At 48.7% G+C, this 14933-nt stretch carries 15 protein-coding genes; 12 read left to right on the top strand and 3 right to left on the bottom strand.

Annotated elements, in window-relative coordinates; genetic code table 11:
• The first annotated feature begins 12 nt into the window (after positions 1-12).
• Together U2H13_RS09715 and U2H13_RS09710 are read left to right on the top strand one after the other, a co-directional pair.
• Positions 13-792 carry an enoyl-CoA hydratase gene (locus U2H13_RS09715; RefSeq protein ID WP_121984455.1) on the top strand — a complete coding sequence of 260 codons (780 nt, stop codon included), beginning with the start codon at positions 13-15 and terminating at the stop codon, positions 790-792.
• A 17-nt stretch (positions 793-809) separates the two neighbouring features.
• Positions 810-2339, top strand: coding sequence for an acyl-CoA carboxylase subunit beta (locus U2H13_RS09710; protein WP_021493384.1), 1530 nt, complete (start codon positions 810-812; stop codon positions 2337-2339).
• A gap of 54 nt (positions 2340-2393) precedes the next feature.
• On the opposite strand, the gene U2H13_RS09705 is transcribed toward U2H13_RS09710, so the two are convergent.
• The 3 genes from U2H13_RS09705 to U2H13_RS09695 all read right to left on the bottom strand — a co-directional run bounded on the left by U2H13_RS09705 (position 2394) and on the right by U2H13_RS09695 (position 4365).
• Positions 2394-2984 (bottom strand): DedA family protein, encoded by a 591-nt coding sequence (locus U2H13_RS09705; protein ID WP_007410125.1) that lies wholly within the window; start codon positions 2982-2984, stop codon positions 2394-2396.
• Between the two features lie 74 nt (positions 2985-3058).
• Positions 3059-3952, bottom strand: coding sequence for a UTP--glucose-1-phosphate uridylyltransferase GalU (galU, locus tag U2H13_RS09700; protein ID WP_053285118.1), 894 nt, complete (start codon positions 3950-3952; stop codon positions 3059-3061).
• 5 nt (positions 3953-3957) lie between these two features.
• A complete protein-coding gene (locus U2H13_RS09695) occupies positions 3958-4365 on the bottom strand; it encodes a GtrA family protein (protein ID WP_017417912.1) in 408 nt (135 codons plus the stop codon).
• Between the two features lie 277 nt (positions 4366-4642).
• Here U2H13_RS09695 and U2H13_RS09690 point away from each other — a divergent pair, with 277 nt between their 5' ends.
• The 10 genes from U2H13_RS09690 (at position 4643) to U2H13_RS09645 (ending at position 14776) form a co-directional block, all read left to right on the top strand.
• Complete coding sequence (locus U2H13_RS09690) at positions 4643-5410, top strand: 6-carboxyhexanoate--CoA ligase (protein WP_014418059.1); 768 nt, start codon at positions 4643-4645, stop codon at positions 5408-5410.
• Positions 5410-6756, top strand: a complete 1347-nt coding sequence (gene bioA / locus U2H13_RS09685) for an adenosylmethionine--8-amino-7-oxononanoate transaminase (RefSeq protein ID WP_021493385.1) — start codon at positions 5410-5412, stop codon at positions 6754-6756. The genes U2H13_RS09690 and bioA overlap by 1 nt, the downstream gene beginning before the upstream one ends.
• Positions 6746-7906: an 8-amino-7-oxononanoate synthase gene (gene bioF / locus U2H13_RS09680; RefSeq protein WP_061890646.1), complete on the top strand. Its 1161-nt coding sequence runs from the start codon at positions 6746-6748 to the stop codon at positions 7904-7906. The genes bioA and bioF overlap by 11 nt, the downstream gene beginning before the upstream one ends.
• Positions 7903-8604 carry a dethiobiotin synthase gene (gene bioD / locus U2H13_RS09675; protein WP_103526839.1) on the top strand — a complete coding sequence of 234 codons (702 nt, stop codon included), beginning with the start codon at positions 7903-7905 and terminating at the stop codon, positions 8602-8604. The genes bioF and bioD overlap by 4 nt, the downstream gene beginning before the upstream one ends.
• 2 nt (positions 8605-8606) lie before the next feature.
• Positions 8607-9626, top strand: a complete 1020-nt coding sequence (gene bioB / locus U2H13_RS09670; protein WP_007410132.1) for a biotin synthase BioB — start codon at positions 8607-8609, stop codon at positions 9624-9626.
• A 1-nt stretch (position 9627) separates the two neighbouring features.
• A complete protein-coding gene (locus tag U2H13_RS09665; RefSeq protein WP_094295894.1) occupies positions 9628-10824 on the top strand; it encodes a cytochrome P450 in 1197 nt (398 codons plus the stop codon).
• 302 nt (positions 10825-11126) lie between these two features.
• Complete coding sequence (locus U2H13_RS09660) at positions 11127-12572, top strand: GntP family permease (RefSeq protein ID WP_021493389.1); 1446 nt, start codon at positions 11127-11129, stop codon at positions 12570-12572.
• A 24-nt stretch (positions 12573-12596) separates the two neighbouring features.
• Entirely contained in the window at positions 12597-13298 is a 702-nt protein-coding gene (locus U2H13_RS09655) for a CoA transferase subunit A (RefSeq protein ID WP_061890643.1), read from the top strand.
• A gap of 17 nt (positions 13299-13315) precedes the next feature.
• Positions 13316-13978: a CoA transferase subunit B gene (locus U2H13_RS09650; protein ID WP_061890642.1), complete on the top strand. Its 663-nt coding sequence runs from the start codon at positions 13316-13318 to the stop codon at positions 13976-13978.
• 12 nt (positions 13979-13990) lie between these two features.
• Positions 13991-14776 carry a 3-hydroxybutyrate dehydrogenase gene (locus U2H13_RS09645; protein ID WP_121984454.1) on the top strand — a complete coding sequence of 262 codons (786 nt, stop codon included), beginning with the start codon at positions 13991-13993 and terminating at the stop codon, positions 14774-14776.
• Positions 14777-14933: the final 157 nt, after the last annotated feature.

Raw genomic sequence — 14933 nt, 5'->3', positions numbered from 1 at the left:
AAAGGAGAAGCCATGGGAGATTGCGTCTTGTATTCCGTCTGTCAAGAAACAATCGGTCTGATCACGCTGAACCGCCCGCATGCGGCCAACTCGCTGTCTTCAGAAATGATTGATCATTTACAGCGTGTGATTGAAGACATCAAAAACTCGCCATCCATTCGTTGTGTCATTCTCACCGGCACCGGGAACACATTTTGCGCCGGTGCTGATTTAAAAGAAAGAGCGGGGATGGACCATGAACAAGTCAAACAAAGCGTCAGGCGTATCGGTGAAACGGCCGCATCCATTGAAGCTCTCCCGCAGCCGGTCATTGCAGCGCTGAACGGAACCGCTGTCGGAGGAGGCCTTGAACTCGCTCTCGCCTGTGATATCAGAACAGCCGTCAGCCGGGCGGGCCTCGGCCTTCCTGAAACAGGGCTTGCGATCATTCCCGGAGCGGGCGGAACGCAGAGACTGCCCCGGCTTATCGGCCCCGGCGCGGCAAAAGAATTGATCTATACCGGCCGAAGGCTTTCTGCCGAAGAGGGAAAAGACATGAAGCTGATCGAGCATGTTTGTGAAGCCGATGAACTTATGGAAAAAGCAAAAGCACTGGCCGGCCGCATCGCCGCTAATGGGCCGATCGCCGTCAGACAAGCAAAATCCGCGATAAACAAGGGTCTGGAGACAGATCTCAATACAGGGCTCGAAATCGAACGAAAAGCATATGAACAAGTCATCCCCACACTTGACAGAGAAGAGGGCCTGCGCGCTTTTAAAGAAAAAAGACCCCCTGAATACAAAGGAAAATAAAACATGGAGGGACTCGGATGGATTACGAAAAAGAACGGCAGACACGCAGCAAAACGATTGAAAAGGGAGGAGCCGCGAAATATCACGCAAGCAACGAAAAGAAGGGAAAACTTTTTGTAAGAGACAGGCTGAAGCTTTTATTCGATGACGGCATATCCGTTGAAGACGCTTTTTTCGCCGAGTGCATGTCAGACGGACTGCCGGCTGACGGGGTCGTTACCGGGATCGGAACCATCGGCGGCAGAACCGTTTGTGTGATGGCAAACGACTCAACCGTAAAGGCGGGCTCGTGGGGCGCGAAAACGGTGGAAAAAATCATCCGCATTCAGGAGACGGCGGAAAAGCTTCAGTGTCCGCTCTTGTACTTAGTCGATTCCGCAGGTGCGAGAATTACGGATCAGGTCGACATGTTCCCGGGCAGAAGGGGAGCCGGCCGCATCTTTTATAATCAAGTAAAGCTGTCGGGCCGCATTCCGCAAATCTGTTTATTGTTCGGCCCTTCCGCTGCGGGCGGCGCTTATATTCCGGCCTTTTGCGACATTGTCATTATGGTCGAAGGCAATGCATCCATGTACTTAGGTTCCCCGCGCATGGCGGAAATGGTGATCGGCGAGAAAGTATCGCTTGAAGAAATGGGCGGCGCCCGTATGCATTGTTCCGTATCAGGCTGCGGTGATCTCCTCGCCCCGACGGAACAGGAAGCAATCATGATGGCGCAGACATATCTCAGCTACTTTCCGGCAAATTATACTGAAAAAGCGCCCGTCAACAAATCTAAGAACCCGAAAGCTTTTGAAAAACCGCTCTCAGATGTCATCCCGGCACATCAAAACGCACCGTTCAACATGATGGATTTAATTGAACGTGTCATTGATGAAGACTCATTTTTTGAGATTAAACCGTTATTTGCGCAGGAATTAATAACGGGGCTTGCGCGGATTCACGGACAGCCGGTCGGCATTATCGCCAATCAGCCGCGTGTCAAAGGCGGGGTTTTATTTCTCGATTCGGCGGATAAAGCCGCAAAATTTATCGCTTTGTGCGACGCATTCCATATTCCGCTTCTGTTTTTAGCAGACATTCCCGGATTCATGATCGGAACGAAGGTTGAGCAGGCGGGCATCATCAGGCATGGCGCAAAAATGATCTCCGCAATGGCGGAAGCGACTGTTCCGAAGCTTTCCGTTATCGTCAGAAAAGCCTACGGTGCCGGATTATACGCGATGGCGGGGCCTGCTTTTGAACCGGACTGCTGTTTAGCGCTTCCGACTGCGCAAATTGCCGTAATGGGTCCTGAAGCAGCGGTGAATGCGGTCTACGCAAAGAAAATCAGCGAGCTAGCCCCTGAAGAAAGGCCGGCTTTTATTCAAGAAAAGCGTGATGAATATAAGGAAGACATTAACCTTTACCGGCTTGCCTCTGAAATGGTGATTGACGGCATTGTTCCTGCTGATTCCTTGCGGGAAGAACTCAATAAACGTCTCACTGCTTACATGTCCAAACAACTGACATTCACACACCGGAAACACCCCGTATACCCGGTATAAATAAAAAAAAGACTGCATAGATCCGGCTCACAGCCGTTCTTATGCAGTCTTTTTTCACAGTCTTGATCTCATTTTCTTCACAACAAAATAAACAACAATAAATACGAGAGCCAAGATAATGATCGGAGTTGTATACATTCCGGCATAGCTGTCTACGTCTTTCCACTGTCCCCCGAGCTGATACCCGAGATAAACGAAAATGACAGACCACGGAATAATGGCAAGCGTCGTCAATATGACAAACTTGGAAAGAGGCATTTTCGCAAGGCCGGCCGGGATGGAAATCGCATGTCTGACGACCGGGATAAACCGCGCCGAAAACACAACGCCGGCGCCGTAACGGCGAAACCAGTTTTCCGCAACATCAACATGATGCTTTTTCAGAAGTAAGTACTTGCCGTACTTGTCCAAAAACGGCCGGCCCCCATAACGGGCGATCCAGTAAATAAAGCACTGCGCGATCGTTCCCCCGATCACACCGGCGACAATGGCGCCGATAAAGCTGATCGTGCCTTCTGACACCATATAGCCTCCGTAAGCCAGAACGATTTCACTCGGAATGATTTCGATCATTAATCCGAGCGCAATCCCTAAATAGCCCATACTTGTCAGCCAGGATAATATTTCACTAATAAAATTGCCCACACTGTTCACAACCTCTTTATCTTTTTACCCAATTATATGACTGATTGACAAGCAAAATGGTTACAAATTATTTTTTAGCGCACGATTTCTTCAGATTCTCTTTTTAACACCTCTTCTAAATAAGCTAAAAGTTTCGGTCTCATTTCTTCCCGCAGAAGCCCGATCTCCGTGCCGGCCTTAAAACAGCCGAACTTATCTCCTATATCAAACCGGCTTCCTTCAAGCTCCCGCGCATAAATGCTTCGGGTGCGGCACACTTCGCGCAGCGCGTCTGTCAATTGGATTTCGTTGCCCGCGCCTCTTCCGATCGTCTTCAGCGTTTTAAAAATGGCAGGGGTTAATATGTAGCGGCCCATCACGGCAATATGAGAGGGCGCCTTTTCAACAGCCGGTTTCTCAATCAGATCCTCAACCTGGTACACATGACCGCTCTGCCGCCCCGTCTGTATAATACCATATTTGCTGACATCAGCAGGATCGACGGGCTGTACGCCGATCGTTTCTGTGCCGTGTTGGTTATAGACGTCTATGAGCTGTGAAAGAGCGGGAGTGTCAGATACCATAATATCATCACCTAATAGAACGGCAAAAGGCTCATCTCCGATAAAATGCTCCGCACACAGCACGGCATGGCCTAGTCCGAGCGGTTCTTTCTGACGGATGTAATGAATATTGGCCAAATCGGCGATCTGCTGCATCTCCTTCAGCGTCTCCGTCTTGCCTTTTTCCCGCAGATTGAATTCCAATTCCGCCGACCGGTCAAAATGATCTTCAATCGAGCGTTTGTTTCTCCCTGTAATAATCAGTATATCTTCAATTCCTGACGCTGCGGCCTCTTCGACAATATATTGGATGGCCGGTTTGTCGACAATCGGCAGCATTTCTTTCGGCTGCGCCTTTGTCGCCGGCAGAAATCTCGTTCCTAAACCTGCTGCGGGAATGACCGCTTTTCTCACTTTTTTTCTCATTATCCTCACTCCTGATCCTGTATGTTTTTCAGCGAATCTCCAAATACCCAGATTCGGTTTCCGATAAAATTCATCATCATTCCGCCGATAGTGGCGGCTAACTTACTCACCAATAGCGAACAGCCGCCTTTTTGAAACGCGTAAAGCAGCAAAAAGGTGATTCCCGACGCGGCAAGATTAATCATGAGAAATCGCATGATCTCTTTCCCGTCAGCCTTGCGTTTTACACGAAACGTCCACTTCCGGTTCCATACATAGCTGTTGATGATCCCTGCCGAATAGGAGCAGATCTGCGCCGGAAGATAGGGGACATGACAAGCGGCGAGAAGAAAGAAGACACCAAAATCAATCAGCGTATTGCCGACGCCTACAGTGCAAAAACGGCCTGCTGTCTTTACTTTTTCTTTCAGCATAACGGCATCCGGCTTTGACCTCCCTTCATAAGTAAGATGCGGATCGCTGTCCTATTTGTTGATATGGATTACTTTAACGGACAGTGTTGAATAAACAATTACTAAAATATGAACAAAACATGAAAACGTAATGAGGCTTTGCAAAACTCATTAAGTTAACAGTTTGATAGTTTAGGTTGACATATTCCGTGAGGGGCACTAATATTCTGTATAAGTGTTAACCTTTAATTATTTTGGTTAACATTAATTTTCAAAGTAAGAGAAAGGAGGGGAATATATGCGGGAAGAAACCTATTACAGCGTCAGAATGAGAGCTTCCCGAAACGCCCCCCATGAGCAGGGCGGAAAACACATTTCCGGCGGAGAACGGCTCATCACTTACGGCGGTTTACAGGAAGCGGTAGATGGCTTATTACATAAAGGCTTCTCGCACTCAAGAGGGATACCTGATTTTATGCAAATTCAGCTTGAAAGCGTTAATGAACCGATCGAAACGATCCGCCCTTTGCCGGTTGCTTTCCATCAAACAGACACGCCGGAAAAAGGACAAGCGATCGCCCGCAAGCTTCTGCAAAAGGCGGGGATTCCCCCGCACATGATAGAGAAAGCGTACGAAAACATTGCGGAATATGCAGACGCAAGAGGAGCGGTCCTGTTTGATATCCGGGCAGGAAAACGCATTGACGGCAGAGGAAATAGAGGTGTGCGGGTATCCCGAGTGGATTGGCCGTCACATGATTTTCAAAAATGGGCTTTTACTCACAACATGCCGGAAAATTCACGAATAAAAGAAGCACATGCCATCGCGGCAAAAGTTTGCGCATATCCGGGGATTATTGCTGAATTGTGCTGGTCGGATGACCCTGATTACATAACAGGCTACGTTGCCGCAAAGAAGCTGGGATATCAGCGGATTGCCAAGATGAAAAATGCCGGAGATGAAAGCGGCTGCCGGATTTTCTTTACAGATGGCTCCATAGATACAGAGAGCTGTATCCATTTTTTAGAGAAGCAGCCTGTATTCATTCAGCGGGAGGAGAAATGATGAAACAATCAATGATTGAAAAAAGCAAACAGCATCTTTGGCTGCCTTTCACACAAATGAAAGATTACGATGAAGATCCGTTAATCATTGAAAGCGGAAACGGGATCATGCTGAAAGACATCAGCGGCAAAGAATATTATGACGGCTTTTCTTCAGTATGGCTCAATGTACACGGCCACCGCAAAAAAGAAATGGATGAAGCGATTCAAAAACAGCTTGAAAAAATCGCTCATTCGACCTTGCTGGGTATGACAAACGTTCCCGCAACAGAACTTGCCGAGATGCTGACAGGCATCACACCGGAAAAGCTGACACGCGTTTTTTACTCCGACAGCGGAGCGGAAGCAATGGAAATCGCTCTGAAAATGGCCTTTCAATACTGGAAAAACATAGGGAGACCCGAGAAACAGACGTTTATTTCTATGCAGAACGGCTATCACGGCGATACGATCGGAGCCGTCAGCGTCGGCTCCATTGAACTCTTCCACCATGTGTACGGCCCGCTGATGTTTGAAAGCTACAAAGCCCCGATTCCGTATGTATACAGATCTGAAAGCGGCGACCCCGTACAGTGCCGGGATGAATGCCTTCACGCGCTCGAACAGCTGCTTGCAAAGCACCACGAAGAGATTGCCGCACTTACGATTGAATCGATGGTGCAAGGCGCATCCGGGATGATCGTCATGCCTGAAGGCTTTCTGGCAGGCGTACGAAAGCTGTGTACGGCATATGATGTGTTAATGATCGTTGACGAAGTGGCGACGGGATTCGGCCGCACCGGAAAAATGTTTGCCTGTGAGCATGAAAATGTCCAGCCGGACTTGATGGCGGCAGGGAAAGGCATTACGGGAGGCTATTTGCCGATCGCTGTGACGTTTGCCACAGAAGCCATTTATGAAGCCTTCTACGATGACTACGACAAAATGAAAACATTTTTCCACGGCCATTCCTATACAGGAAATCAGCTTGGCTGTGCCGCGGCAATTGAAAATCTGCGTTTATTCGAATCAGAGCGCATCGTTGAACAAGTCGCCGAAAAATCAAAAACGGCAGCGAAATTTCTTCATGATCTGAAGCAGCTTCCTCATGTCGGCGATGTCCGCCAGCTCGGTTTCATGTGCGGCATAGAGCTTGTGCAGGATAAGGGGACAAAACAGCCTTATACGCCTGAAAAGCGGATGGGATACAAGGTGTCCTTGAAAATGAGAGAGCTTGGTATGCTGACACGGCCGCTCGGAGACGTCATCGCCTTTCTGCCGCCGCTTGCCAGCACAACCGATCAGTTACAAGCCATGATCTCCATTATGAAAGAAGCGATAGCCGAGGTGACCGGCCGTGGATTTTGACGGATGGCTCCTCAAAAGGCTCGATGCGGTGAAAAGAGACGGGCTGTATCGAACGCTGCGAACACAGGAATCCGCTCTCAAAACCAAGGGGCAAAAGCGGCAGACCTGGGCGTCCAATGACTATTTAGGCCTGTCAAAAGATGAGCGGCTGATCACAGCCGCGCAAACGGCGCTGAGCCGGTTCGGAGCGGGAAGCGGGGGCTCACGGTTAACGACAGGAAATACTGTGTGGCACGAAAAACTTGAACAAACAATCGCGGACTTTAAACAGACGGAAGCGGCTTTATTGTTTTCAAGCGGTTACTTGGCGAATATCGGCGTGCTTGCCTCACTGCCTCAAAAAGGCGATGTCATTTTAAGCGATCAACTGAACCATGCGAGCATTGTTGACGGCTGCCGTTTATCAAAAGCGGAAACCATCGTGTACCGCCATATTGATATGGCTGATCTTGAGAAAAAACTTGCCTCCGTCCAGGCTCGGAACCGCCGCTTTATCGTCACAGACGGCGTCTTCAGCATGGACGGCACAATTGCGCCTCTTGACCGCATAATGGCGCTTGCAAAGCAGTACCAGGCATTTGTGATAGCAGATGACGCGCATGCAACCGGTGTACTCGGGGAAAACGGCGGAGGAACCAGTGACTATTTCGGTGTTTGTCCTGATGTTGTCATCGGCACATTAAGCAAAGCTGTAGGAACGGAAGGCGGTTTTGCCGCGGGATCAAACATTTTCATTGATTTTTTGCTGAATCAGGCGCGGACGTTTATTTTTCAGACGGCCCTCCCGCCGTCAATTTGTGCAGCTTCGCATACGGCACTTGACATCATATCAGATATGCACGATACGCGCCGTGAGCTGCAGTCGTCTGTCAAAACGATAAAAACGCGTCTGGCCGATATGGGCTTTACCGTAAGAGGCGGAGATACACCGATTATCCCCGTTATCATCGGTGATGCAAAAACAGCGGTTTCAGCCGCTGCGCTGCTGGAGAAAAAGGGAATCTGCGCCCCGGCCATCCGCCCGCCCGCCGTTCCGGAAGGCGAAAGCAGAATCAGGCTGACCGTTACGGCGGATCGCAGCTTACAGGACATAGACGAGCTGACAGAAGCATTTGATTCCATTAGAAAAGAGCTGAATATAAACAAATGAGAAGTTTTTTTGTCACAGGAACAGATACCGGCGTCGGAAAAACCATCGTTTCTTGCGGACTTGCCGCGGCATTCCGGCAGAAACAGGCGGATATCGGAGTGTTTAAGCCGTTTTTAAGCGGCGTGCCGCGGACTCATCCGGAAAGTGACACCTCGCTGTTGAAAGACATGTCACAAACCGCACTGTCTCATGAAGAAATTACGCCATTTGAATGGAAAGAGCCGCTTGCGCCGTACACGGCCGCCATGCTTGAGGGGAAATCCGTGAGTATGGATGAAGTCATGGCCCACTGGAGTAAGATCAAAAATCGTCATGAGTGTTTCATCATCGAGGGGGCAGGCGGCATTTCCGTCCCGCTTGGTGAAAATTACTTAGTCAGTGATCTGATAAAAGCCTTGGAATTGCCGGCAGTGATTGTCACCAGGCCTGATCTCGGAACCATCAACCACACATATTTAACCGTTGAATATGCGAAAAACATGGGGATAGAGGTTCTCGGCATTATTATCAACGGCGTAAGGAGCAGGCCGGGGCTGGACGAAAAGACGAACCCGAGCATGATTGAAACATTATGCAAAGTTCCGATTTTGGGAATCACACCGAAGCTGGATCACGTTTCACCGGAAAACATTCAACACATGATTGAGAAACATATAGATGTTTCCTCTTTCATGAATCTGACACAAATGGGGAGATAAACATGAATCAATGGATGGATCTTGCAGAGAGAGTGCTGGACGGGGCGGAAGTAACGAATCAAGAAGCGCTGGCCATTTTAAATTGTCCTGATGAGGATCTTTTATTGCTGATGCATGCCGCTTTTCATATCAGAAAACGATTTTACGGAAAAAAAGTAAAGCTGAATATGATTATGAATGCAAAATCAGGCCTGTGTCCGGAAAATTGCGGGTACTGTTCACAATCTTCAATATCAAAAGCGCCGATCGAGTCTTATCGGATGGTGGATAAGCATATATTGCTGAAGGGGGCAAAACGCGCCCACGACCTGAATATAGGGACATACTGTATCGTCGCCAGCGGGCGGGGACCGTCAAACAGAGAAGTAGATCAAGTTGTTGATGCTGTCAAAGAAATTAAAGAAACGTACGGTTTAAAAATCTGCGCATGCCTCGGTCTGCTGAAGCCGGAACAGGCAGAGCGGCTGAAACAGGCAGGAGTAGACCGGTACAATCATAACATCAATACATCACAAAGGAATCACTCAAACATTACGACCTCCCACACGTATGACGACAGGGTCAACACAGTGGAAACGGCGAAACAATCGGGGATGTCACCTTGTTCTGGTGTCATCGTCGGCATGAAAGAGACGAAACAGGACGTCATTGATATGGCGAACAGCTTAAAAGCGCTTGACGCCGACAGCATCCCGGTTAATTTTCTGCATGCGATTGACGGAACTCCGTTAGAAGGGGTAAGCGAATTACATCCGGTGTATTGCCTGAAAGTGCTCGCCTTGTTCCGTTTTATCAATCCGTCAAAAGAAATCCGTATCTCAGGAGGCCGGGAAGTCAACCTTCGTTCGCTGCAGCCGCTGGGACTTTATGCCGCAAATTCGATTTTCGTCGGAGATTACTTAACGACAGCAGGGCAGCAAGAAACAGAGGATCATCAAATGCTCCATGATTTAGGTTTTGAAGTCGAATCCGTTGAAGAAATGAAAGCCGGCCTGCAATCCGCCTGCAATACGGAGGTATAAGATGACGGCGGGCCTATCGATTGCACATCCGTCTCTCCATGCGGATTCGGATTTTTGGAATGACCCTTACCCGTTTTATGAAAAACTGCGATCCATTGATCCTGTTTATAAAGGGACCGTATTAAAATATCCGGGCTGGTATGTCACCGGGTACAAAGAGGCGGCAGCGATTCTGAAAGACACCCGATTTAAAAACCGCATTCCTCTTCCGGAAGCTTCAACGAAATATCAAAATCTATCGCATATCCAGCACGATATGCTGTTATTTAAAAATCAATCAGACCATAAGCGGATGCGGATGCTTATCGGTAAAGAATTTACCGCAAAGACGGCGGAATCACTTCGCCCTTGTATAAAAGAAACGGTTCATGACTTGTTGGATCAAGTCCAAATCAAAAAAAACGCTGACCTTGTTTCAGAGTTTGCCTTTCCATTGGCAAGCCTTATCATTGCGGAGATACTCGGAGTGCCGAAAGAGGAGAGATATCAATTCAGACAATGGACGGCAGACGTCATTCAGGCCATTGATCTTACCCGATCAAGAAAGACGTTAGTCAGAGCCAGCGACACCGCAGGCAGGCTGACGTCATACTTCAGAGATTTGATTCACAAGCGGAAAGCTCACCCTCAGCAAGACTTGATCAGCAGGTTTATTATGGAGGAACAGCTTTCAAAAGAGGAAGTGCTCGCGACATGTATCTTACTTGTCATAGCCGGACACGAGACGACGGTAAACCTCATGTGCAACGGTGTGTTTACTTTATTGAAACACCCTGAACAGCTTAGCGCACTGAGAGAAAACCCCTCGCTTATTGAAACTGCAGTTGAGGAATGTTTGCGCTACGACAGCCCCGCGCAGCTGACGGCACGCACCGCTTCAGAAGACTGTGAAATAAATGGGAAGACCATAAAAAAAGGAGAGCAGGTATATATCCTTTTAGGAGCAGCCAATCGCGATCCAAGCATATTCGATCAACCTCACAAAATGGATATCCAAAGAAGGCCGAATCCGCATCTTGCATTCGGAAAGAACGCCCATTTTTGTATAGGCTCCTCATTAGCGCGTATCGAAGCACAAATTGCAATTCTCACACTGTTTGAGCGGATGCCTAAGCTTCGGCTGGCCGCACACCGCCTTGAATACCGCAAGCTCATTGGTTTTAGGTCGCTCAAAGAGCTTCCGGTTGTCATTGGCTGAATGACCATGCAGGAGGGCCGGATTTTATCGGTTCCTCTTGCAGGAAATAAATGAAAGAAAAAAGAATACATATTTATAAAGCAAAAATCCTCTCTGATCCATCTCACTATCCCTAAAAAACTCACTGCTCAGCCAATCAATATAATGCAGCAAGGGTCTCCTTTTCTTTTGCCCTAACGGAGAATTCACCATGATGCACATTTTTTCAGCCTCAGAAACTGTGCAAAACCGGCATGTTTATTGCTTTATTTTCTCGATTTTTTGTAAGCGCTTACTAATATGAGCAGAAAAGAGGGGGATTTGTGGACATTGTTATTATTTTATTGGCATTAGGCATGCTGATGTTTGCGGCTTACCGGGGCTTTTCAGTCATTTTATTCGCCCCGATTTGCGCGCTGTTTGCTGTGCTCCTGACAGATCCAAGCTTCGTACTTCCTTTCTTCTCGAATATATTTATGGAGAAGATGGTAGGATTTATTAAGCTGTATTTTCCCGTATTTCTTTTAGGGGCCGTTTTTGGCAAGGTTGTTGAAATATCCGGCCTCGCCGAGTCGATTGCAAAAACAATCGTCAAGCTTGTGGGAGCAAAAAGAGCCATTCTCGCCATCGTCTTAATGGGTGCGATTTTAACGTACAGCGGCGTCAGTCTCTTCGTAGCGGTGTTTGCCATTTATCCGTTTGCTAAAAACCTATTTATGAAAGCTGATATTCCCAAGCGTCTGATACCCGGTACGATTGCATTGGGCGCCTTTACATTTACAATGGATGCGCTTCCCGGCACACCGCAAATTCAAAATGTCATTCCGACAGCATTTTTTAAAACAAACATTTATGCCGCTCCCTGGCTCGGACTGATTGGTGCAGCATTTGTGCTTACGGCCGGAATGATTTATTTAGAATCCCGGCGCAAAAAAGCGGCCAATGCCGGAGAAGGCTATGCTGGATTTCAATCTGAAGTTTCCGCTGCAGAGGAATCCTCAGGTCTGGCTAATGAAAAACATACGCCTGTTTTACCTCGGGAGGCAGAATCCAGCCCCGCGCGGCAAGTGCTCGCCTTTGTTCCGCTTATCCTTGTGGGAGTCATGAACAAATGCTTCACGATGTGGCTCCCGCATTGGTACCCTGACGGATTTGATTTTGCGCCGCTCGGTTTAGAAGCGTTCGGGAAGATTGACCTTTCCTCTGTCACTGCGATCTGGTCAGTAGAACTCGCACTGTTCATCGGAATCATGACAACGATTTTGTTCGATTGGAAAAAAGTCCTCTTCAATTTGAAAGAAGGACTGAATGAGGGCATCGGGGGCGCCTTGCTGGCGTCGATGAATACAGGAGCCGAATACGGATTTGGCGGCATCATTGCGGCGCTTCCCGGCTTTAAAATGGTCAGCAGCGGCATATCGCAGACGTTTACTGATCCGCTCGTCAACGGAGCGGTGACGACCACTGCGCTTGCCGGGATTACAGGATCGGCATCAGGAGGAATGGGCATCGCTTTAAGCACGATGTCAGCAGCGTATACAGAAGCAATCAATACATTCCACATCCCGCCGGAGGTCATGCACCGGGTAATTTCGATGGCCTCCGGCGGGATGGACACTCTTCCGCATAATGGCGCCGTCATTACGCTGCTCGCGGTCACCGGGTTGACCCACCGCCAATCTTACAGGGATATCTTTGCCATTACCGTCATTAAAACAGCCGCTGTGTTTGTCATCATCGCCATTTACAGTCTGACGGGCCTTGTGTAGCCAAAACAGAAAGGGGAAACGAATATGGGAAAAGGAAAAGTGATGGACTCTTATCAAGATGCTGCTGCACTGATCAAGGACGGAGACACCCTCATCGCAGGAGGCTTCGGCCTGTGCGGCATTCCGGAACAATTAATTCTCGCGATCAGGGACAGCGGCGTAAAAAACTTGACCGTTGTCAGTAATAACTGCGGTGTTGATGATTGGGGGTTAGGCCTCTTGCTTGCAAACCGGCAGATCAAAAAAATGGTCGCATCCTATGTGGGAGAAAACAAAACCTTTGAACGGCAGTTTTTAAGCGGAGAGCTGGAAGTCGAATTGGTGCCCCAAGGAACGCTCGCAGAAAGAATTCGCGCGGGAGGGGCGGGCATTCCGGCGTTTTACACACCTGCGGGCGTCGGAACATCAGTAGCCGAGGGAAAAGAACATAAGACATTTGACGGACGCACCTATCTTCTGGAGAAGGGAATTACAGGGAACACCGCCATCGTAAAGGCCTGGAAAGCCGATCCTCTGGGCAACCTGATGTTCAGAAAGACGGCGAGAAATTTCAATCCGCTCGCTGCAATGGCAGGCAAAGTGACGATTGCAGAGGCTGAAGAAATCGTCGATGCCGGAGAGCTTGATCCGGATCAAATTCATACGCCGGGTATTTTTGTGCAGCACGTGCTGCTCGGCGGGATTCATGAAAAACGGATTGAGCGCCGCACCGTCCGGCAAGCATGATAAAGGAGGCTGACAGAATGAGAGATAGCAGAAAACGAATGATCAAACGGGCTGTAAAAGAAATTAAGGACGGAATGAATGTGAACTTGGGGATAGGGATGCCGACGCTTGTAGCCAATGAGATACCGAATGATTATAACGTCCTGCTTCAGTCTGAAAACGGCTTGCTCGGGATCGGGCCTTATCCGGCGGAAGGAACGGAGGACCCCGATCTGATCAACGCGGGAAAAGAAACCATCACCGAAGTAAAGGGAGCCTCGTATTTTGACAGTGCCGAATCCTTTGCCATGATTCGCGGCGGCCACATTGATGTAGCGATCCTCGGCGGGATGGAAGTGTCCGAACGGGGAGATTTGGCGAACTGGATGATCCCAGGAAAAATGATCAAAGGAATGGGCGGCGCCATGGACTTGGTCCACGGAGCAAAACGGATTATTGTCATTATGGAGCACGTTAATAAATATGGGGAATCTAAAGTGAGAACGGAATGTACGCTGCCTTTAACCGGCAGGCAGGTGGTCGATCGGCTGATCACAGATTTGGCTGTATTCGATTTTCATGATGGCCGTATGACGCTCACCGAACTGCAGGAAGGTGTAACAATGGAGGAGGTCTTTGAGAAAACAGAAGGTCATTTTACTGTCAGCCAGTCGTTAAAAGACGGGGTCAGACCAAAATAAGGAGGTGCCGTCATGCATTCATTGCTTATTGAAAAAACAGCCGTTGTAACAGGAGCAGCCGGAGGAATCGGGCTTGAAATCGCAAAAGAATTCGCCCGTGAAGGAGCAGCCGTCATCATCTCTGATATAAACGAACAAGCGGGGAAAGAAGCGGCGGCAAGACTGAAAGAAGAAGGCTGTGAAGCAGTCAGCATCACATGCGATGTAACAAATGAAAGACAAGTGGCCGATATGCTGCAGACGGTTGAGAAACAATTCGGACGTCTCGATATCCTTGTGAATAATGCGGGCATTCAGCATGTTGCGCCCATCGAGGAATTTCCCACCGAACAGTTTGAACGGCTCATTCGTCTCATGCTGACTGCGCCATTTATTGCAATGAAGCATGCATTTCCCATTATGAAAAAACAGCAATTCGGTCGAATCATTAATATGGCGTCTGTCAACGGACTGATCGGTTTTCACGGGAAAGCGGCATATAACAGCGCCAAGCACGGCGTCATCGGTTTAACGAAAGTCGGCGCACTTGAAGGCGCGGCTGACGGCATTACCGTCAATGCGCTTTGTCCGGGATATGTGGACACTCAGCTTGTCCGCAATCAGTTAAAGGACATTTCCGCAACAAGGAATGGACCGTACGAACGGGTGCTTGAGGACGTCATCTTTCCGCTCGTTCCCCAACAACGGCTGCTGTCAGTGAAAGAAATCGCTGATTACGCCGTATTTTTGGCCAGCGACAAAGCAAAAGGGGTCACAGGTCAGGCCGTAGTCATGGATGGCGGGTATACCGCTCAATAGTTCTTATATTTTTTTAAAAACAGCCGCTCTGAACGGCTGTTTTTTTATGCCTGAAAACCTTGTTCAGTCAAAAGGCCAATTTACTGCGTCAATCGGTATCCGGGCAGGGTCATTCGCATGTTCTGCGGCGTATTTCGTCCTTGCGGATTTTCCCCAT

Origin of the sequence: Bacillus sp. A1, assembly GCF_042296235.1 — a bacterium.
GTDB lineage: Bacteria > Bacillota > Bacilli > Bacillales > Bacillaceae > Bacillus > Bacillus velezensis.
Note: the sequence above shows the minus strand (reverse complement) of the source record. Positions and strands in the feature narration are given on the sequence as shown.

What these genes read in the sequence shown, in the direction of transcription:
- U2H13_RS09715 (WP_121984455.1), top strand. Translation starts at nt 13, where the DNA reads ATGGGAGATTGCGTCTTGTATTCCGTCTGTCAAGAAACAATCGGTCTG.
- U2H13_RS09710 (WP_021493384.1), top strand. Translation starts at nt 810, where the DNA reads ATGGATTACGAAAAAGAACGGCAGACACGCAGCAAAACGATTGAAAAG.
- galU (WP_053285118.1), bottom strand. Translation starts at nt 3,952, where the DNA reads ATGAGAAAAAAAGTGAGAAAAGCGGTCATTCCCGCAGCAGGTTTAGGA.
- U2H13_RS09695 (WP_017417912.1), bottom strand. Translation starts at nt 4,365, where the DNA reads ATGCTGAAAGAAAAAGTAAAGACAGCAGGCCGTTTTTGCACTGTAGGC.
- U2H13_RS09690 (WP_014418059.1), top strand. Translation starts at nt 4,643, where the DNA reads ATGCGGGAAGAAACCTATTACAGCGTCAGAATGAGAGCTTCCCGAAAC.
- bioA (WP_021493385.1), top strand. Translation starts at nt 5,410, where the DNA reads ATGAAACAATCAATGATTGAAAAAAGCAAACAGCATCTTTGGCTGCCT.
- bioD (WP_103526839.1), top strand. Translation starts at nt 7,903, where the DNA reads ATGAGAAGTTTTTTTGTCACAGGAACAGATACCGGCGTCGGAAAAACC.
- bioB (WP_007410132.1), top strand. Translation starts at nt 8,607, where the DNA reads ATGAATCAATGGATGGATCTTGCAGAGAGAGTGCTGGACGGGGCGGAA.
- U2H13_RS09665 (WP_094295894.1), top strand. Translation starts at nt 9,628, where the DNA reads ATGACGGCGGGCCTATCGATTGCACATCCGTCTCTCCATGCGGATTCG.
- U2H13_RS09655 (WP_061890643.1), top strand. Translation starts at nt 12,597, where the DNA reads ATGGGAAAAGGAAAAGTGATGGACTCTTATCAAGATGCTGCTGCACTG.
- U2H13_RS09650 (WP_061890642.1), top strand. Translation starts at nt 13,316, where the DNA reads ATGAGAGATAGCAGAAAACGAATGATCAAACGGGCTGTAAAAGAAATT.
- U2H13_RS09645 (WP_121984454.1), top strand. Translation starts at nt 13,991, where the DNA reads ATGCATTCATTGCTTATTGAAAAAACAGCCGTTGTAACAGGAGCAGCC.